We start from the raw sequence: 18,489 nt of genomic DNA on the forward strand, positions 1-18,489 counted from the left end.
CGGCCCGAAACCGGGGCCGGTCGCATGAAATGTCCTGCGTGATTAGTTATTCGCAGCTGTCAGCGGGCCTGCATTAACGGCACCATCATACGAATCCAGAGCGGATTCGATGCTGCCTGCCGACACGAACACGTTTGCAACACCCTGCATGAAGTCTTGCGCGCCACCGCCCAGCCACTTCTCGGACAGCTGGTCTTCAACTGACGGGAAGGTGAAAGTCGCGATTGTGGCTTCAGCGTCTGCAGGATCCATACCAGCATCCTTGGCAATCACCGGCAGCATTTCATCTTTGCTGTCGCCTGCGTTCCACTTGGCGTTGGCCTCTGCGGTAACCTTAAGGAACTTCGACAGAAGCTCGGGCTCTTCTTCGATGAAGCTTGCCGGAGCGCTAGTGACGTCAAACACCAGGATACCGATCTCTTCTTTTTCAGCACCGGTCAGCAGGATGTTGCCATGCTCAGTCATACGACGAAGCGCGCCACCCCAGCCGCAAACCATGTCGAGGTTGCCCTGCGCAAATGCCGCGGCGCCATCGGCCGGAGCCATGTCAACAATTTCCATTGAACCGATGTCGACACCAAAGTGAGACATTTGCGACAGGAAACCGTAATGCGCAGCTGTGCCGATCGGAACACCGACCTTCTTGCCGTTCAGTTCACCCGCATTGCCCTTGTCGATTTCAAGCGCTTCGGCAACAACGCAGTTGTCGTTGTCTGAATAGCTGACCGCCACATCGACGATCTGGATGTCCTGACCGGCCGAAGTGGTTACCACAAACGGTGGTACCCCTTGGCTGACCGCGATCTGTACATCACCCGAGGCCATCGCAGCTGACATGGCGGTACCGGTGTCGAAAGACACCCAGTTGATCTTGACGCCCAGTTCTTCTTCGTAGGTTCCGTTTGCTTTCGCATACTGGAACGGCATCGGCCATTCGAGGAAATATGCAACCGTCAGTTCATCAAGCGCGGCGGCTTGTGAAGCGGTGACGGCCGCAATCCCGGCATATGCTGTTGTGAGCAGATATTTCTTGATCATTTTGACTATTTTCTCCCTGCTGGTTCCACTTGTCGGCTCTTGTTGCGTCCGAACTCCGGAACAGTAAAAAAACCATAGTCCCTGCGCGTTGAATTGGTAAATCAAAATACTGGTTGCGTAAAAAGCGAAACTTTGTTTCGCTTTTGGCTGATAGTCCGCTGGTTTTGGGAGCACCCGATGACAAAGAAAGCACTCAGTCTCAGGTGGCTGGAGGTCTTCCAACTGATTTCCAAGTTGGGTTCAATCCAAAAAGTGTCATCGGAAACCGGTTTGTCCATCAGTACGGTCTCCAATCATTTGCGCAGTCTTGAAAAGGCTCTGGATGTGGATCTGGTGGACCATAGCCGCAGACCTATGGGCCTGACACCCGCAGGCACGGTGTTCTCGCGACATGTACACGAGGGCCTGATAGCCTTGAAACGAGGCGAGGCCGAGCTGCGCTCGGGCAGTTGGCAACATGCAACCGACCTGCGTCTGGGTCTGATTGACGATTTTGACAGCCGGGTCGCGCCAGAGCTGTTCCGCAATCTCTCGGCAAGTCTACCGCGGTGCAATTTTCGCCACTTTACCCGCCCCAGCCATGAGATTCTCGACAAACTTCAGTCCCAAAAGCTGGATGCGGGCGTTGCGACCCGCCCTCCTGAGCACTTTGAGGGGCTGATCGAATTTCCGCTGCTGCGAGACCCGTTTATCATCATTCTGCCACCCTCATACGATGGGCCGGTCGAGGATCTGACCAAAGCCGAAAGCCCGCTTCCGCTTTTGCGATACTCGCGTGATCACACCATCGGCAGACTCATTGAGATTCAACTTACCCGCAGCAAAATCAGCCTACCCAACCGGTTCGAACTTGAATGTAATCAGTCAATTATCGGACTTGTCGCCGGGGGCAGCGGTTGGACGATCACAACTGCCGCCAGCTATTATCGCGCGCGCCGTTTCCACAAAGATACACGCGCCCTACCCTTCCCGGGCAAAAGCTTTGCGCGCACGGTGTCGTTATTCACGACCAATATCTATCCACCGACAACCACCCGATTGATCCACAACACACTGCAAAACCTGATCCGTCAGCATGTGACCGAACCGATGATTTCGCGGTTTCCGTGGTTGAATGACGACTTTCGAACCATTCCCGCACCACCTGAGTGAGTTGCCAGTCCACCTGCGCGCATTATCGAAGTTATTTTCCGGCTTTTTCGAAACCGAGTGCAGCGCGCTTGACCGACGCGCCTCATCCGCTGTGATTAGGCCCGACCGTGCGGCTTGAAAACAGGCGGCATTCAAAACCCAGAAACCCACCCAGCGGCCCGTGTTGGCAAGACATGACGGTCTTGAACCATGTGCCGGGCCCAGATCAGGACAGCTTGATGCATCTTTCTCGTTTTCCCCGTGTTTTCCTTGCCCATCTGCCAACACCGCTTGAACGGATGGATCGCCTGTCCGAGGCACTGGGCATCGATCTCTGGATCAAGCGAGACGACTGCACCGGCATGTCGACGGGTGGCAACAAAACCCGCAAGCTGGAGTTTCTGTTCGGCGAAGCGCTTGAGCAAGGTGCAGACATGGTGATGACCCAAGGCGCGACGCAATCGAACCATGCGCGCCAGACGGCTGCTTTCGCTGCCCGGTTGGGTTTGAAATGCCATATCCTGCTGGAAGACCGCACCAGCTATAACAACGCCAACTACAACAACAACGGCAACGTCCTGCTGGATCATCTGCATGGCGCGACGACTGAGAAATTTCCCGGCGGCCACGACATGCCAGCAGAAATGGAGCGCGCCGCCGCAAAGAAACGCGACGAAGGTCACAACGTCTATGTCATCCCCGGCGGGGGCTCTAACCCGACCGGTGCGCTTGGCTATGTTAACTGCGCGCTAGAGCTTGTGAGCCAGGCCAACAACGCCGGACTTAAGATCGACCGTGTGGTGCATGCCACGGGTTCCTCGGGCACGCAGGCAGGGCTGGTCACCGGGCTTTGCGCAATGAATACCGGCATTCCGGTTCTGGGCATTGGCACCCGCGCGCCACAGCCCAAGCAAGAGCAGATGGTCTATGATCTGGCCTGCCACACCGCCGAGAAATTGGGTTGCCCAGGCGTGGTGCGGCGCGAGGATGTGATGGCCAATACCGACTATGTGGGCGACGGCTATGGCTTGCCGACCGAAAGCGGTATTGAGGCGATCCGCATGTTTGCGGAACTTGAAGGCATTCTGCTCGACCCGGTCTATTCCGCCAAAGGGGCTGCTGGTCTGATCGATCTGGCGCGCAAGGGCACGTTCAAGGATGAGCGCGTGGTGTTCCTGCATACCGGAGGCTCGGTTGGTCTTTTCGGTTATGATTTCGCCTTCGATCACACCGACCGCTGGGTCAATCTGTAAACCGCGGTGATCCGTTCCAACAAGCAGGTCTTTGCATGAAACCCCGCGTCACCGGCATATTGGGCGGAATGGGCCCCGAGGCGACCATCCTGTTGCAGCAGCGCGTGTTGTCCACGGTGCAGGCAGCTGACGATGCCGATCACTTGCCGCTGCTAATCGACATGAACCCTCAGGTGCCTTCCCGGATCGCGCATCTGATCGAGGGAAACGGGTCTGATCCCGGGCCGATTCTGGCCGATATGGCGAGAGGATTGGAGCAATCCGGGGCAACCGCGCTTGCGATGCCGTGTAACACCGCACACCACTATGCGGCGCAGATAGAGGACGCCGTCTCGATCCCGTTTCTGAACATGGTTGACCTGTCCGTGGACCAAGCGGTGCAGCACCTGCCTTCGGGCAGCCGGGTCGGAATCCTTGCCTCACCTGCGCTGCGAAAGGTCGGCATTTTTGACGCCCCGCTGCAGCGCGCCGGATTTACCGCTGTCTGGCCCGAGGATGAAGATAGGATGCTCGGCACGATCCGCCACATCAAATCTGAGGGGCCAACTGACACTGCGCTCAGCACACTTTCCAACGCTGCCAACGCTCTTGCCGGGCGGGGCGCGGCGCTTTTGTTTGTGGCCTGTTCCGAGTTCTCTCTGCTCACCCGTGACCTGCCCAAGACCGTTCCGATCATCGACACGGTTGATGTTCTGGCGGGCGCTATCCACACCCACTCTCTGACGCGTTGAGGATTCCCATGGCCGTCTCATATCTGAAAACCGCCCTGCCCCGCCCCGATGCAGAAAATTCGGACATCCGCGATATCGTGGCGATTATGCTCTCAAACATCGAGCGCGAGGGCGAAGAGGCCGTTCGGCGCTATGCCGAAACGCTCGACGGCTGGACCGGAGAGTTCGTGATGTCGGATGCCGCGCGCAAATCTGCGTGTGAGCGCGTGCCCGAACAGGTCAAAGACGACATCCGCTTTGCCCATGCCAATATCCGTCGCTTTGCCGAAGCGCAGATGACAACGGTCCGAGAATGCGAAATCGAGGTAATACCCGGTCTGATTGCCGGACAAAAGCAGATCCCGATCTCAAGCGCGGGGTGCTATGTGCCCGGTGGGCGGTACAGCCATATCGCAAGTGCATTGATGACGATTACCACGGCAAAAGTGGCAGGGGTGTCCCACATCACGGCGGTCTCGCCACCGCGTCCCGGCGCGGGCATCCCCGATGCAATAGTTTATGCGATGGACCTTAGCGGTGCAGATCTGATCCTGAATTTGGGCGGAGTTCAGGGGATTGCTGCGATGGCCCATGGCTTTTTTGGTGCGCGTCCTGCCGACATTCTTGTCGGTCCGGGAAACTCCTATGTCGCTGAGGCGAAACGGATGCTGTTTGGCAAGGTTGGCATCGATATGTTTGCGGGTCCAACCGATACCTTGGTCATTGCCGATCACACAGCGTCGATCGAGACAGTAGCTTGGGATCTGGTGAGCCAAGCCGAGCACGGCGTCGATAGCCCTGTCTGGCTGGTCAGCACCGATAAAGCTCTGGCCCAGGGCGTTATCGCACGCGCCGATGCCCTGATCGAAAGTCTTCCCGAGCCGAACGCAAGTGCAGCGCGCACGGCATGGCGCGACCGGGCCGAGATCATTCTTTGCGACAGCCGCGACGAGGCTGCCAGAGTCGCCAATAACTACGCGCCCGAACATCTGCAGGTGATCGCTGAAGACTTGGATTGGTGGCTAAACCGGCTGTCAGCCTACGGGTCACTGTTTCTGGGTGCCGAAACAACAGTGCCGTTCGGCGACAAGACGTCCGGGCCAAATCATGTTTTGCCCACAAGCGGAGCGGCCCGATATACCGGCGGTCTGTCAGTGCATAAATTCACCAAAACGGTGACATGGCAGCGTTGCACGGCGCAAGCCTCGCACGAACTTGCTGAACGCACAGCAAGGATCAGCCGCATGGAAGGCATGGAAGGCCATGCTCGCGCAGCAGAGATGCGGCTATCCAAGGCGGGCTAGTTCGGGCCGAATCTTGCTGATTGGCCGGCTTCACCGCATCACGAACGGATCAGGGATCGTATCGTCGCTTGTGCGCAGCCAAACAGACTTGACCCGCGTGTAATCAAGCGCCGCCTGCAGCCCCCCTTCGCGCCCATGGCCCGATAGTCCGTGGCCCCCGAACGGCGCAATCGGACTGACCGCGCGATAAGTGTTAACCCAGACGATGCCAGCCCGAATATTGCGGATCATTCGATGTGCGCGGGTTAGGTCTTTGGTAAAGACACCGGACGCCAGCCCAAACGCCGTATTGTTGGCGATTTGCACTGCGTCTGCTTCGGTCTCGAAACTGACGACCGAGAGGATCGGGCCAAAGGCTTCGCGCGTCAGACAAGGCGCATCTGGAGCGTCCGAACAATCGATGATCGTCGGCGGGAAATAATGCCCCTCTCGGTCCAAAGGTTGCCCACCCGTTATCACGGTAGCCCCTGCCGAGACGGATTCAGCAACCAGATCTGCAGCAGTCACAAGCTGAGCCTGAGTGCACAGCGGGCCAACCTCGGTCTTTAGGTCATCGGGCGCCCCGATCACGATCTCACCCGCTTTTTCGGTGAGCCGGGCCAGAAACTCATCTTTGATCTTGTCAGAGATTACCAATCGCGATCCCGCCACGCAGCTTTGCCCGGTCGCAGCAAAGATCCCCGAGACCTGCGCGTTCACAGCACTTTCGATATCGGCATCTTCGAACACGATGAACGGGGATTTTCCGCCCAGTTCCAACGAAGTCGAAGCGAGGTTTTCAGCCGAGTTGCGCACGATATGGCGCGCGGTTTCCGGGCCGCCTGTAAAGGCAACATGATCGACATCCGGGTGACTGGTCAGAACGGCGCCGCATTCCGGCCCGAAGCCGGTGATGACGTTCAGAACTCCGGGCGGGAAGCCTGCCTGATCGAAAATACGCGCGAATTCCAGCATCGGGGCCGGACCATCTTCGGATGCTTTCAGAACGACTGTGCAACCGGCGGCAAGCGCCGGGCCAATCTTGACCGCAGACAGGAACAGTTGCGAATTCCACGGCACTATGGCGGCCACCACACCAACTGGTTCGCGGCGCAGCCAAACCTCCATGTCGGGCTTGTCGATCGGCAGGTGCGCCCCTTCGATTTTGTCCGCCAATCCGGCATAGTAACGGTAGTAGTCCGCGACATAGGCGATCTGAGCAGAGGTTTCGCGAATGATCTTGCCGGTATCGCGCGTTTCAAGCTCGGCTAAGGTCTGAGCATTTTCGGCGACCAGATCGGCCAGCCGGTACAACAGTTTACCACGCGCCGTTGCTGTCATGGTCGCCCATTCGGGGGCATTCAGCGCTGAACACGCAGCCTCAACCGCGGCGTTCACATCATGTGTTCTGGCCTCAGGCATTTTCGCCCAAACGGTGCCCGTCGCGGGATCAAGGCTGTCAAACTGCGCGGTCCCATCCGAAAACGTGCCGCCGATATAGTGCTGAAACTGCCGCATTTTCTCTCCTTAGGCGAAGGCGGGCATGACGTCCGCGATGAACCGCTCAAGCGACGCTTTCTTGCGCTCAAAACTCATCCCACTGTCGATCCAGAAAGAATACTCATCATATCCAAGATCGCTATAGCCCTTGATACGTTCGATTGCTTTGTCGGGCGTGGCGATCACATTGTCCCGGATCATCGCCTCGGGCGAATAGAAGGGATGGTTAGCGATGTCGTCATCGCTCAGCGTCTGGATCAGACCCTGCGACACAGGGCGTTCGTTTTTGAACCACGCGCCGAAATAGCAATAAAAGCGATTGATCTCTTCCGCCGCGCGACGGGCATCCGCCTCGTCCGAGGCAATGTAGGTGTGGTTCAACAGCATGATTTCGGGGCGCGGGACGTCATGGAATTTGGCACAAGCGGCATTGAACGTATCCATCAGCCGGGTGATCTCTTCGTCGCCCTGCCACAAAGGGGTGACCTGCACGTGACAACCGTTCGATACCGCAAACTCATGACTGTTGGGATCGCGCGCGGCAACCCAGATCGGTGGACCGTTTTGTTGCAGAGGCTTGGGCGAAGATGTGGTTGCCGGGAAAGAATGAAACTCTCCGTCCAGCGCATGATCGCCCTCCCAAAGACCCCGCACTGCCGGAACAAGCTCGCGCATACGCTGGCCTGCCTCCCAGGCGTCCAGCCCCGGCACCATCCGCTCGTATTCATAGCTGTAGGCGCCACGCGCGATGCCCAGATCCAAACGGCCATTCGTGATCATGTCCGTCATTGCGGCCTCTCCGGCCAGCCGGATCGGATGCCAGAACGGAGCGATAACGGTTCCGGTTCCCAGACGCACATTGTTGGTCTGGCGTGCCAGATCGACGATATTCAGGAACGGGTTCGGCGAGATGGTGAAATCCATCCCGTGATGTTCGCCGGTCCAGACCGCATGCATACCACCCGCATCAGCGATCTTGGCCAGTTCTATGAAGTTTTCATACAGCTCCTGCTGGTCCTGATCGGGAGAGGTGCGTTCCATATGAACGAAAAGCGAAAACCGCATGTCAGTGACCTCCTCGTGTAATCGGGCGAACCTCGCCGCTGTTCTTGTTTCCGTAGTAAATGCCAAAATCTCCCAGCCGGGATTCCTCGGACAATCGTTCCAGCATGGTTCGGGTCGCCGTGTCGGTTACAGTGCCAAAGGATACTACATCCAGTGGGACGAAATTACCTTTCTTCGGCTCACCATCTGCGGCCTGACACAGAAACGTGATATGTTGACGCTTTTTCTCAGCATCCTCGTAAACCGAATAAACAAAGCCCGGCTCTGCGGTCAGCCCGGTGGCCTCAATCAATTGTTCCAATGCAGCTGAAACACCTTCTGACCCAACCACTGCTTCGGGCGGTGCAAGCGCGCCGTCACCGGCATCGATCAACAGAACCTCACCTGCGCGTTCGATCAAGGCTGAGACGATCAGGCCGGTGTCCTGCATCAAGGCACCAGCAGCTGTTGATGGTGTTACATAGGCCCCCCTGACATATCCGAGACCGGGTGCCGGAGTATTGTCGAAGGCTTTGACCTCGCCGATCAGGATCACATGATCCCCCGCTTCGACGGTTTTGTGCATAGCGCAGTCAAACCAGGCCGACGACCCATCGATCAACGGCGATCCCGCAGGTCCACGCCGCCACTCGACGCTGGCAAACCGGTCTTCGACGGGCCGGGCAAAGGTATTGGATACCTCGATCTGTGTCTCTGACAGGATATTGACGGCAAACCCGTCAGCGGCGATCAATGCGTCATAGTTCTTTGAACTGTTGGCGAGACAAACCAGTACAAGCGGCGGGTCTAGTGAGACGGATGTGAACGAGTTCGCGGTAAACCCGATCGGGTTACCTTGGGTATCATGCGACGTAACCACGGTGACGCCCGTCATGAACGCTCCAAATGCATTTCGCAGCGTGCGGGGATCAAGCGAGGTCATTGCGCAATCCTTTCTTCGGCGGGCTGGCCGAGCCATTCAACCAGATGCGCTGTTACTTCATCGGGTGCTGTCAAGTTCACCATATGTCGGTGGCCTTGGATCACAACGGCCCGACCGTTTTGAACTGCTGCGGCCATAGCTTGTGACATAGCCGGGGTTGAGTTCGAGTCTCCGTCGCCGGTGAGCGCCAGAAACGGGCATGAAATCCGATTCATCTTGCTGGCGTAGGTGGCATCGCCCCGCGCAAAAGCGGAATAGGCGATGGCGTAGCCTCGTTGATCCACAGACCCAAGCCACGACGCCACCTGCGCACGGGCAGCCAGATCACCCGGACTGTCACCAAACCAGCGCGACAACGGCGTTTCCAGATCAACTCGACCCGCGCTGATTTCAGCGGCCCGTTGGATGACTGCGGCGCGGGCTGAGGCATCGCGACAGAAGACGCCGTTCAACATAGCAACACGGCTAGTGATGTCGGGGTGCTCTGCCGCAAAGCCGGCGGCAATCAGTGCCCCCATTGAATGCCCGATGATTGCGACCGGAGCCAGATTCAATGCGTCGACAACATCATGCATCCAGCCAACAAAATCCGGCAATTGGCTTCCAGATGGCAGACGGTCACTGCCTCCATGCCCCGGCAGATCAACCGCAATTATACGGCAATGCTGGCTCAGCGTGTCAAACTGAGGGCCCCAGGCCGCAGATTGCATGCCAACGCCATGGATCATAAAGACCGGTTGCCCTTCGCCCGCCTCTCTGAACGCGACTGATCGGCCCGAGTTAGACAGCTGCAGGGTTGTCAACGTCATGACCAAGTTCCTCGATGTCCTGATAGCGATCCCCGATCCGGTGGTGCGGCCGCCCTCCAATCGATGCACCCAGTGCAATCAGAATCTCATCTGCCGCAGGTGCATCTGCAACCGAAGTCTGGATCGTAAGGTAGTGAGAGCGACGACCGCCATCATGTTTGTCCATCAAGGGGATCAGCAGCGGCGCATTGGCCGGGCCGCGCGTATTGCAGAAGGAAAGGTAGGATTTCGCTCCAACTGCTTTGCGATAATGATTGCCAAAATGCAGCGTGTGGATCAGGGCCGACGCATGCTCGACCTCTCCGTTCAAGCCCACAATCGCGGATTTTCCATAGGCTTCGACCCGGTCGCCGCCACCTGAAGCATCCAAAATCATTTTGGTCAGCAACTCCCCCAATCCGGGGGCGCAATCGCGGATCGCGGGGCCAAGATCTTCGACAAAACCCTGACCAGCCCAAGGGTTCCGAATGACAGCTATTGCGGCAATTAGCTTCAGCGGAGTGTCCGCCAACTTACCACCCTCGATCAGAGTGTCTTCGACATGCAGAAGCGTTTTTCGAATTTCGGCGGACATGGTGATTCCTTTGGCAAGCCTTTGGCCGAGAATATGGTATACCATAATACGATATGTCAATCATACTTGTTCCGTATCCGTACCACAGATATGAAAGCGTCGATGATGAACACCGACTCCACCCTGCAAAAGATCGAAAAAGCACCGCAAACCTTGCGGGATATCGTGCAAGCCCGCCTGCGCGAAGCGATCATCGCCGGGCATTTTGCCCCCGGTGAGCGGCTTGTTGAACGCCCGCTTTGCGATCAGCTTGGTGTCAGCCGCACCGTCATCCGCGAGACGATCCGGTTTCTGGAAGCCGAAGGTTTGGTTGAGATTATCCCCAACCGCGGGCCAATCGTCTCGACCCTCAGCTGGGACCAAGCGCAGCAAATCTATGACATCCGCTTACAGCTAGAAGGCTCAGCCGCCGCCGCCTGTGCACAAGCGCATGAGACAGGTTTCGCAAACGATCTGGGCAAGGCATTGAAAGCAGTGGGCGCGGCGCAGAATGACACCGAATGGTCAAATCTGCTACAGGCCACAACTCGCTTCTATGAACTGATTTTTCTACAGGCTGGGCACAGCATCGCCTGGGATGTCGTGCAACGTCTGAACGGCCGGATCAGCCGCCTGCGGGCCTTGACCCTCGCAGCGCGGAATCGAGAGCGTTCTGGGATGAGCCACATGACTGCAATCCATGATGCCATCCTCAGTGGTGATCCTGCCAAAGCCCGAAAAGCAGTCGAAAGCCATATCGCGGATGCTGCACAGACCGCGCGCGGCTTTTTGGAAAGCTCTGAAACCTGAGTGCTCGGCAATTGAGCCAGAATTCCAAGATTCTGATATCAAAGCTCTCATTATCTGCGTAGATTTGCCGGGAATGCCCTGATCTCACGAAAGCACCGGAATGCCGCGTCAGTCTACTCCGAAAGACCTCAGCCTCAAATGGCTGGAACTGTTTCAGATATGCGCGCAGAAAGGGTCGCTGCAGGCGGCCTCAAAGGAAACAGGGCTGACGATAAGCACCGTTTCCCATCACCTGCGCAATCTCGAAGACCATCTGGGCGTTGAGCTGTTCAACCACACCCGTAGACCCATGGTTCTGACCCCAAAGGGCCGGGTCTTCCTGCGCAATATCGACGATGCGCTGCACCTGATCCGAAAGGCCAAGGCCGAAGCGTCTGCAGGAAGCATCACCGAGGCCAGCTATCTGCGTTTCGGCACGATCGAAGACTTCGACAGCGACATCATTCCAGAGCTGGCGGTCTATCTTTACGCGAATATGCCCGCCTGTGATTTCATGTACCACACGGATTCCAGCCACGCGATTATCGACATGCTGCGCGACAGGCAGTTGGATCTGGGGATTTCCACTACTCCTAGCGAACGAATGCGCGATCTGCAGGATCGCCCCCTTCTGCGCGATCCATTTGTGATCGTTTTGCCTGCGGTGAGTGACAAGTCTTTGCAAGACATTGTTGAGGGTCGAACCAAATTGCCGTTTCTACGATATTCCAGCAATCTGATCATCGCGCGCCAGATCGAGTCCCAATTACGCCGGATGGGGATTTCGTCCTCTCACAGGTTTGAATGCAGCAACAATCAGACGCTGATGTCGATGGTGTCCTCCGGTGCGGGTTGGACCATCACGACGCCGCTGCTGTATTCTCGGGCAAAGCGGTTCCAATCAAAGCTGTGCATGCACCCGTTTCCGGGCAAGAGCTTTGCACGCACACTGGCGCTGGTCGCGACGCCGGATTGTTCAAGATCAGTGATTGAGCTTGTGGATGCCAAAACCCGATCACTGATCAATGACCGCATCATTTCCCCACTGCGCGATGATATCCCGTGGCTGACGGATAGTTTCAAACTTATCGAATAGCACTGGATCAGCCTTCAAAGAATGTTGAAGCGATCTCGGATTTGCCGATCCTGTTCGTCTGACAGGTATCTTGGCGTATGGGTCTGCAAAATTTCTTGCGCCCGATGTCGCGCGCGGCTCCAGGCATCTTGCGCTCCGTTTTCTGCCCAGGTTCGCGGCTCGTCCCTGTCTGCAAGTGAGGGATAAAAGTAATCCCGTTCCATGGCCGCAAAAGTATGCTGACCACCCAGAAAATGGCCCTCGCCCAGAACTGCTTCGCAGATCGCGTCAAAGCCCAGATTCTCGTGTGTCACCTCTATGCCCCTCAAAGCGCGGTAGGTGTACGAGTGCATCTCATCATCCAGCACGAACGCCTCAAAACTTGCACCCAGCAACGAGGCCGTCATGCCCGAGCTTTCATAGATCAGATTACCACCTGCCAGCGCTGCCGCCATTGAGGTCAGTCCCTTTTCCATCCCGTATTGAGCGTCGATCGCCTTGGCATCAGACATCGAACAGGCCACACCTGAAGGCAGCCCAAGCCAATTTGATAATTGTGCTGATGCTGCATTCAGGACAGCCGTCTCTCCGCTGCCACCTGAGAACGCGCCGGTCCGAAGGTCAATCACCAGTGGCCAATTCGAAAAGACCATAGGAAACCCGGGCTGGATCGCGTGGACCATTACTAGACTCGCAAGAGTTTCTGCCAATGACTGCGCCAGAAAACCAGCCAAGGTCGCTGGTGCAGTCGCGCCGGCCTGAGCAGCGGTGATGCAAGAAATCGGAATATTGTGTTCGATGCAGGCGTAGACCACATCCACCGCGTCTTCGCCGTAGCGCATCGGCGAGATCACCGGGCTTATATGTGCTTTCATGAACGGGCGTTTTGCGAATTCACCGGGTCCCCCGGCTGCGATATCCAATATCTCAACAATTGGCGCAACGTGCTGCGCCAATGTAAAAGACGTCGCGGTGGGCTTGGAGGTATTCTTCAACAGCGCATAGACGGTGTTCACATCCAGATCGAAGGTTTCCTCCAGATCGGTTGCAACGCAACAGCGGGTGAACCAGCTGACATTTGGCAAGACATCCTGAAGACGCGTGAAATCATGCAAGTCCTGCAAGGTCGAAGGCCGATAGTGACCACTGCGCAGATCAAGCGTCTGAACCGCCGCCCCTCCGGTTCCGAAATAGACGCGATTACCGCCAACTTCGATGGATCGGGCTGGATCACGCCCGTGCAGAACGAAGGTCTTGGCGGCCTGATCAATCGCCTGTTCCACAAGTTGAGGCGAAAAAAGTATCCTCCCCTCCCCGCTATCTTGCGCCCCAACCGCCAACAAATCAGAACGCAAGCGATCCGGCACCTCGCCGATCCCCAGCTTTTCAAGAAGATCCAGAGCTGTGTTGTAAATCCGCTCAAGCTCAAACCCAGTCAAGGGTTTGTAAGCGCCTCCCGGTTGACCTGGCGGACAGGGGTCGAGCGCAGGCTTTTCAGCCCGCTGTGCGATACGTCCTTTTCGACCGGACCTTTTCGCCTGCTGCGCAGCCATTTGTGATCCTCCAACCGCATCAGGTTGATCAATTCAACTAAACGCCTAAAGCCAATTTCAACCGCATTCGAATTACTACGAGTTAATGAGCTTTTTTTTTCGATTTTTTACGTAACAATATCCAACCGCTTGTGAACCAACTGACAGAACAGGCTAATCCCCAAAAGACTACCTACCGGAGGGTCCTTGATGAAATCGCGCACTAAAGTGGTCGTTATTGGCGGCGGTATCGCCGGCTGCTCGACTCTGTATCACTTGACCCGTGAAGGTTGGACCGATGTGGTGCTGGTCGAGCGCGATGAGTTGACCAGCGGCACAACTTGGCATTCGGCCGCGCAGGTGACCAATTTTGGCATGAACCAGACCATGGTTGGTCTGAAGACCCACTCGATCAACCTGTACAAGGAACTGGCCGAGGATCCGGACTATCCTATCAACTACCACCACGGTGACGGCGGCATCCGGCTTGCAAATACGCCTGAGCAGATGCAGGGGTACCACCATTTTGCGTCTATGGCGCGCGGAATGGATGTGCATTTCGAGGTCATAGATGCAGAGGAATGCGCCCGCCGGCACCCGTTGATTTCCACCGACAACCTTTTAGGAGGGCTATGGGATCCGCTAGATGGCGACATCGATCCGGCTCAACTGTGCCAAGCTCTGGCACGCCGTGCGCGCAAAGCCGGGGCCGAGGTATATCGCAATACTCCGGTCACAGGACTGACACAGCACAAGTACGATACCTGGACGGTTCACACGGAACACGGCAATATTGACTGCGATATCGTAGTTAACGCTTGTGGTTATCGGGTCAACGAAGTGGGCGCTATGATGGGCGTGCACCACCCTGTCGCTTCGATGGAGCATCAGTATTTTCTGACAGAAGAAATCGCATCAATCCGCGACGCAGGCCATCGGATGCCTCTGCTGCGCTGTCCGATCAGCGACTATTATTGTCGGCAGGAGAAGAACGGCTTGCTGGTCGGCTTCTACGAGCAGGATTGCAAAACCTGGGGCATGGACGGGATCGATCCGAATTTTGTGAACGCGCTGTGCCCTGACGATCTGGACCGCGTGACGGATGTGCTGGAAGGTGCCTTCGCACGCATGCCTGCACTGATGGATGTCGGCATTCATACAGTGGTGAATGGTCCGATCACCTACACAATTGACGGCGCACCTTTGGTCGGGCCAATCCCCGGAAAGCGCAATGCTTTCTGCATCATCGGTCTGCGCGCGGGTTTGGGCGAAGGAGGTGGCCATGGCTGGCTGCTGGCCCAACAGATCGTTCATGGCGAAGCCTGCTATGACACCTGGTGCCTTGATCCGCGTCGGTTTACCGGCCACACAAATGTGGAGCTGACCGCGCTGAAAGCCATCGAAGATTACCAGAATGAATTCCGCTTTCATTTCCCGCATGAACACCGGCCTGCCGGTCGCCCCGCCAAAACCACACCGCTGACCCCGATCCTCGCAGCAGAAGGGGCTGAATTTACAGTGGTCAACGGTTGGGAGCGGGTCGACTACATCAAGCCTGCACCAGATTTTCACCCAACGCTGAGTTTCAGTTTTGATGAGACCTTTGACGTCGTGGCAGCGGAAATCAGAAACCTTCAAGAAAATGTCGGACTGGCCGAAGTGAACGGCTTCAACCGGCTGGAAATCACCGGAACCGATCGGCATCGGTTTCTGGATCGGATGATGTGCGGCGCGGTGACAAAACGCGACGGGCGGGTCGGCCTTGGTTATCTGCTGAACCACCACGGGATGGTCAAAGCCGAGGCCACCATCGCCAACCTTCCCGCGAGTGATCGCGGCCCGGCACGGGTCTGGTACGGGTCCGCCGCCGCCAGCGAATACCATGATATGGACTGGCTAAAGGCGCATCTGCATGATGGCGAAGATGTGCAAATCCGCTCACTCACCAATGATCAGACAATATTAGTGCTGGCCGGACCCAAATCGCGCGACGTGCTGTCCGCTTGTGCTCGAGGAGACTGGTCGCGAGAAGCTTTTCCCTGGCTGTCAGTTCGCGAGTGCTTTGTCGGGTTCGCGCCAGCAACTGTATTGAATATCAGCTTCTCAGGGGAACTGGCCTACGAGATACATGTCCCGAACGCCTCACTATACGCGGCCTATCTGGCGCTCAGAAAAGCTGGCGAGACGCATGACTTGAAATTATTTGGTGCTCGCGCCGTCGGGTCCATGCGGATGGAGAAAGGGTTCTTGCACTGGAAAGCCGATCTGCTCACAGAGTTCGACCCGTTTGAGACCGGTTTGGATCGGTTCGTGAAACTGACCAAAGGCGATTTCATTGGCCGAAACGCGTTGCAGAGACGCCTTGAGAATGGGCCTCAAAAGAAACTGGTAAGCCTGAAAATCGATGCAACCAAAGCACCGGCGCATGGTGGAGCCTCCCTGATGTTGGACGACATGGTTGTTGGTACGATCACGTCAGGTGACTGGGGCCACAGAACAGGGCTAAACCTTGCTTACGGCTTTGTGAATCCGGAGTTTTCCGAACCCGGCAGCCGAATGCAACTTGACCTGTGCGGAGAAATGATCGCGGCCGAGGTGATTGCGCCGTCCCCGTATGACCCGGACCTCTCACGCGTGCGAGGCTAATCCCAAAGTTACTCCCCGTTTCGATAGGCTGTTGGTGTCTGCCCGAATTGCATCCGGAACGCCCGCGTCATTGCGCTTGGGTTCTCATACCCGCAGCGGCTGGCGATCTCGGCCACGGACTGCTGGGTCTCGACCGCAAGTTTACGCGCCAAATTCAGACGCAGGCGACGATAGAGCGCCTGCGGTGTTACACCCAGCTCGGACAAAACCCGGGTCTCAATCTTCTTTTGAGAGCACCCGAGCTGACGAGCGATATCCTTTATCATTACTGGCGCATCCAACGTGCCCTGCATGACGCCCAGCACCCGATTCACCAGCCTGTCTTCGGATTTCATCTGTGATGAAGCAGCACTTGGTTCACCACGGTTCATCAGAAGATGCGCCACCTCCATCGACAACAGCGGCCCGTGATCCGCAAGAATCAGAGCAGTCGTCAGATCATAAGCAGCCATCGCGCCTGAACAGGTGATCCGGTCCCGGTCGATCACAAAACGTTCCTGCACGACCTCGACATCGGTAAAAGTTTCTTCGAACCGGGAAAGTTCATCCCAGTGAATGGTCGCGCGATGCCCTTCCAACAGTCCCGCACGCGCGAGCAACCAACTCCCTGTGTCCAGACCAGCCAGTTTGCGATGACGGGTTGCGGCCCTGCGCAAAGCGCGATGGGTATCGGGAACCGAGTGTTCCAGATACCCATAAGACGGCATGACAACCAAAGCATCACCCGCCTCAATGCCCATCGCTCCATGCGGCGCGACCTGCAACCCGCTGGAGCTTTGGACTGGCGCACCATGGGGTGAATAAAACTGCCAGGCATAGAGATCCTGCCCCGCCAGTGTATTCGCCGCGCGCAGAGGCTCGACCATGTTGGCGAGGCAAAGGTTCGAGAACCCGTTGAACAACAAAAAGTTATATATCTGGGTCAAATTTTTCTAACTCGGCATGATATCGTACGATTACTGCATGTCATCGTGTCAGGCAATTACGTTTCATTGCCAATCAGACATCAAGGGAACGCGTCATGCAATTTGGCTTAACCGAAGAACAGGAAATGATCGTCTCAACAGTGCGGAGCTTTGTTGAGAACGAGATTTACCCCCACGAAGCTGAGGTCGAACGCACCGGACAGGTGCCGCAGGAGCTGGGCGACGAAATCAAGCGGAAATGCATCGAACTGGGGTTTTATGCCTGTAACTTCCCCGAAGAAGTTGGTGGCGCAGGTCTCTCGCATCTTGATTTCACTCTTGTCGAACGCGAGCTCGGCCGAGGTTCGATGGCATTGACCCATTTCTTCGGTCGCCCGCAGAATATCCTGATGGCCTGCAACGCCGACCAGAGTGAACGCTATCTTTTGCCTGCCGTGCGAGGCGAAAAGATGGATGCTCTGGCTATGACCGAACCTGACGCGGGTTCAGATGTTCGGGGCATGAAATGTCAGGCCGTACGCGATGGCGGTGACTGGGTCGTCAACGGTTCGAAACACTTCATCTCGGGCGCGGAGCACGCGGATTTCTTCATCGTGTTCATCGCAACAGGTGTGGATGAAACTCCCAAAGGCCCCAAAAAACGGATCACTACCTTCCTCGTAGATCGTGGTACGCCGGGTTTTGAAGTGCGCGAGGGGTACAACTCAGTCAGCCATAAAGGCTACAAGAACTATATCCTGTATTTTGACAATTGCCGCCTGCCCGACGCACAGGTTCTGGGCGAGGTCGATGGCGGTTTCGCCGTGATGAACGAGTGGCTCTATGCAACGCGCCTGACGGTTGCTGCTTTTTCGGTCGGGCGCGCGCGGCGCTGTTTTGATTATGCGCTGAACTACGCGGCTGAACGCAAGCAATTCGGCCAGCCGATCGGTAAGTTTCAGGGTGTCGGCTTTCAGATCGCCGACATGATCACCGAGATCGACGCTGCTGACTGGCTGACGCTCGCGGCCGCATGGCGTCTGGATCAGGACTTGCCCTCAAATCGCGAGATCGCCTCGGCCAAGCTTTATGCTTCGGAAATGCTGGCTAAGGTCACGGATACGACGCTGCAAATCTATGGTGGCATGGGTCTGATGGACGACTTCCCGATCGAACGGTTCTGGCGGGATGCGCGTGTAGAACGTATCTGGGATGGTACGAGTGAAATCCAGCGGCATATCATCAGTCGTGATCTGCTGCGGCCCCTGGGTGCCTGAG

General features: G+C 56.8%; 16 protein-coding genes. 8 read left to right on the forward strand and 8 right to left on the reverse strand.

From position 1 onward, the window contains the following. Nucleotides 1-42: 42 nt before the first annotated feature. On the reverse strand, nt 43-1,038 hold the full coding sequence (locus ACR0AH_RS08070; RefSeq protein ID WP_170732749.1) for an ABC transporter substrate-binding protein: 996 nt from the start codon (nt 1,036-1,038) through the stop codon (nt 43-45). A gap of 177 nt (nt 1,039-1,215) precedes the next feature. On the opposite strand from ACR0AH_RS08070, the gene ACR0AH_RS08075 reads away from it, so the two are divergent. From ACR0AH_RS08075 to hisD, 4 genes are all read left to right on the forward strand, one after another. Further along, entirely contained in the window at nt 1,216-2,190 is a 975-nt protein-coding gene (locus ACR0AH_RS08075; RefSeq protein ID WP_480591236.1) for a LysR family transcriptional regulator, read from the forward strand. A 218-nt stretch (nt 2,191-2,408) separates the two neighbouring features. Continuing rightward, nucleotides 2,409-3,422: a D-cysteate sulfo-lyase gene (cuyA, locus tag ACR0AH_RS08080; RefSeq protein WP_480591658.1), complete on the forward strand. Its 1,014-nt coding sequence runs from the start codon at nt 2,409-2,411 to the stop codon at nt 3,420-3,422. 35 nt (nt 3,423-3,457) lie between these two features. Next, on the forward strand, nt 3,458-4,153 hold the full coding sequence (gene cuyB / locus ACR0AH_RS08085; protein WP_480591239.1) for a cysteate racemase: 696 nt from the start codon (nt 3,458-3,460) through the stop codon (nt 4,151-4,153). Nucleotides 4,154-4,161: 8 nt separating this feature from the next. Then, nucleotides 4,162-5,436 (forward strand): histidinol dehydrogenase, encoded by a 1,275-nt coding sequence (hisD, locus tag ACR0AH_RS08090; protein WP_480591242.1) that lies wholly within the window; start codon nt 4,162-4,164, stop codon nt 5,434-5,436. Nucleotides 5,437-5,466: 30 nt separating this feature from the next. Here the strand turns inward: hisD and ACR0AH_RS08095 are convergent, their stop codons facing one another. Genes ACR0AH_RS08095 through ACR0AH_RS08115 form a run of 5 tightly spaced genes read right to left on the reverse strand, consistent with a single transcriptional unit; the run spans nt 5,467 to nt 10,285 of the window. After that, nucleotides 5,467-6,933, reverse strand: a complete 1,467-nt coding sequence (locus ACR0AH_RS08095) for an aldehyde dehydrogenase (protein ID WP_480591244.1) — start codon at nt 6,931-6,933, stop codon at nt 5,467-5,469. A 9-nt stretch (nt 6,934-6,942) separates the two neighbouring features. Then, nucleotides 6,943-7,980, reverse strand: a complete 1,038-nt coding sequence (locus tag ACR0AH_RS08100; protein ID WP_170394388.1) for an LLM class flavin-dependent oxidoreductase — start codon at nt 7,978-7,980, stop codon at nt 6,943-6,945. A 1-nt stretch (nt 7,981) separates the two neighbouring features. Beyond that, the gene (locus tag ACR0AH_RS08105; RefSeq protein ID WP_480591247.1) at nt 7,982-8,902 is read right to left on the reverse strand and encodes a flavin reductase; all 921 of its coding nucleotides are present in this window, start codon (nt 8,900-8,902) and stop codon (nt 7,982-7,984) included. Then, nucleotides 8,899-9,711: an alpha/beta fold hydrolase gene (locus ACR0AH_RS08110; RefSeq protein WP_480591249.1), complete on the reverse strand. Its 813-nt coding sequence runs from the start codon at nt 9,709-9,711 to the stop codon at nt 8,899-8,901. The genes ACR0AH_RS08105 and ACR0AH_RS08110 overlap by 4 nt, the downstream gene beginning before the upstream one ends. Further along, nucleotides 9,683-10,285, reverse strand: coding sequence for an amino acid synthesis family protein (locus tag ACR0AH_RS08115; protein WP_170394379.1), 603 nt, complete (start codon nt 10,283-10,285; stop codon nt 9,683-9,685). Before ACR0AH_RS08115 ends, ACR0AH_RS08110 begins: the two co-directional genes overlap by 29 nt. A 102-nt stretch (nt 10,286-10,387) precedes the next feature. Here ACR0AH_RS08115 and ACR0AH_RS08120 point away from each other — a divergent pair, with 102 nt between their 5' ends. Continuing rightward, entirely contained in the window at nt 10,388-11,074 is a 687-nt protein-coding gene (locus ACR0AH_RS08120) for a GntR family transcriptional regulator (RefSeq protein ID WP_170422879.1), read from the forward strand. A gap of 100 nt (nt 11,075-11,174) precedes the next feature. After that, entirely contained in the window at nt 11,175-12,149 is a 975-nt protein-coding gene (locus ACR0AH_RS08125; RefSeq protein WP_170407721.1) for a LysR family transcriptional regulator, read from the forward strand. Between the two features lie 14 nt (nt 12,150-12,163). Here the strand turns inward: ACR0AH_RS08125 and ACR0AH_RS08130 are convergent, their stop codons facing one another. Next, nucleotides 12,164-13,681 (reverse strand): trimethylamine methyltransferase family protein, encoded by a 1,518-nt coding sequence (locus ACR0AH_RS08130; protein WP_223118491.1) that lies wholly within the window; start codon nt 13,679-13,681, stop codon nt 12,164-12,166. A gap of 189 nt (nt 13,682-13,870) precedes the next feature. Here ACR0AH_RS08130 and ACR0AH_RS08135 point away from each other — a divergent pair, with 189 nt between their 5' ends. Then, a complete protein-coding gene (locus ACR0AH_RS08135) occupies nt 13,871-16,306 on the forward strand; it encodes a GcvT family protein (protein ID WP_480591252.1) in 2,436 nt (811 codons plus the stop codon). An 8-nt stretch (nt 16,307-16,314) separates the two neighbouring features. Here the strand turns inward: ACR0AH_RS08135 and ACR0AH_RS08140 are convergent, their stop codons facing one another. Next, nucleotides 16,315-17,232, reverse strand: a complete 918-nt coding sequence (locus ACR0AH_RS08140; protein WP_480591255.1) for a GlxA family transcriptional regulator — start codon at nt 17,230-17,232, stop codon at nt 16,315-16,317. Nucleotides 17,233-17,327: 95 nt separating this feature from the next. Between ACR0AH_RS08140 and ACR0AH_RS08145 the strand changes: the two genes are divergently transcribed. Beyond that, the gene (locus ACR0AH_RS08145) at nt 17,328-18,488 is read left to right on the forward strand and encodes an acyl-CoA dehydrogenase family protein (RefSeq protein WP_170732761.1); all 1,161 of its coding nucleotides are present in this window, start codon (nt 17,328-17,330) and stop codon (nt 18,486-18,488) included. The last annotated feature ends 1 nt before the right edge of the window (nt 18,489 follow it).

Source organism: Ruegeria sp. AM5 (assembly GCF_056540645.1).

What these genes read in the sequence shown, in the direction of transcription:
- cuyA (WP_480591658.1), top strand. Translation starts at nt 2,409, where the DNA reads ATGCATCTTTCTCGTTTTCCCCGTGTTTTCCTTGCCCATCTGCCAACA.
- ACR0AH_RS08110 (WP_480591249.1), bottom strand. Translation starts at nt 9,711, where the DNA reads ATGACGTTGACAACCCTGCAGCTGTCTAACTCGGGCCGATCAGTCGCG.
- ACR0AH_RS08075 (WP_480591236.1), top strand. Translation starts at nt 1,216, where the DNA reads ATGACAAAGAAAGCACTCAGTCTCAGGTGGCTGGAGGTCTTCCAACTG.
- ACR0AH_RS08120 (WP_170422879.1), top strand. Translation starts at nt 10,388, where the DNA reads ATGATGAACACCGACTCCACCCTGCAAAAGATCGAAAAAGCACCGCAA.
- ACR0AH_RS08100 (WP_170394388.1), bottom strand. Translation starts at nt 7,980, where the DNA reads ATGCGGTTTTCGCTTTTCGTTCATATGGAACGCACCTCTCCCGATCAG.
- ACR0AH_RS08095 (WP_480591244.1), bottom strand. Translation starts at nt 6,933, where the DNA reads ATGCGGCAGTTTCAGCACTATATCGGCGGCACGTTTTCGGATGGGACC.
- hisD (WP_480591242.1), top strand. Translation starts at nt 4,162, where the DNA reads ATGGCCGTCTCATATCTGAAAACCGCCCTGCCCCGCCCCGATGCAGAA.
- ACR0AH_RS08145 (WP_170732761.1), top strand. Translation starts at nt 17,328, where the DNA reads ATGCAATTTGGCTTAACCGAAGAACAGGAAATGATCGTCTCAACAGTG.
- ACR0AH_RS08130 (WP_223118491.1), bottom strand. Translation starts at nt 13,681, where the DNA reads ATGGCTGCGCAGCAGGCGAAAAGGTCCGGTCGAAAAGGACGTATCGCA.
- ACR0AH_RS08135 (WP_480591252.1), top strand. Translation starts at nt 13,871, where the DNA reads ATGAAATCGCGCACTAAAGTGGTCGTTATTGGCGGCGGTATCGCCGGC.
- ACR0AH_RS08115 (WP_170394379.1), bottom strand. Translation starts at nt 10,285, where the DNA reads ATGTCCGCCGAAATTCGAAAAACGCTTCTGCATGTCGAAGACACTCTG.
- cuyB (WP_480591239.1), top strand. Translation starts at nt 3,458, where the DNA reads ATGAAACCCCGCGTCACCGGCATATTGGGCGGAATGGGCCCCGAGGCG.
- ACR0AH_RS08070 (WP_170732749.1), bottom strand. Translation starts at nt 1,038, where the DNA reads ATGATCAAGAAATATCTGCTCACAACAGCATATGCCGGGATTGCGGCC.
- ACR0AH_RS08125 (WP_170407721.1), top strand. Translation starts at nt 11,175, where the DNA reads ATGCCGCGTCAGTCTACTCCGAAAGACCTCAGCCTCAAATGGCTGGAA.
- ACR0AH_RS08105 (WP_480591247.1), bottom strand. Translation starts at nt 8,902, where the DNA reads ATGACCTCGCTTGATCCCCGCACGCTGCGAAATGCATTTGGAGCGTTC.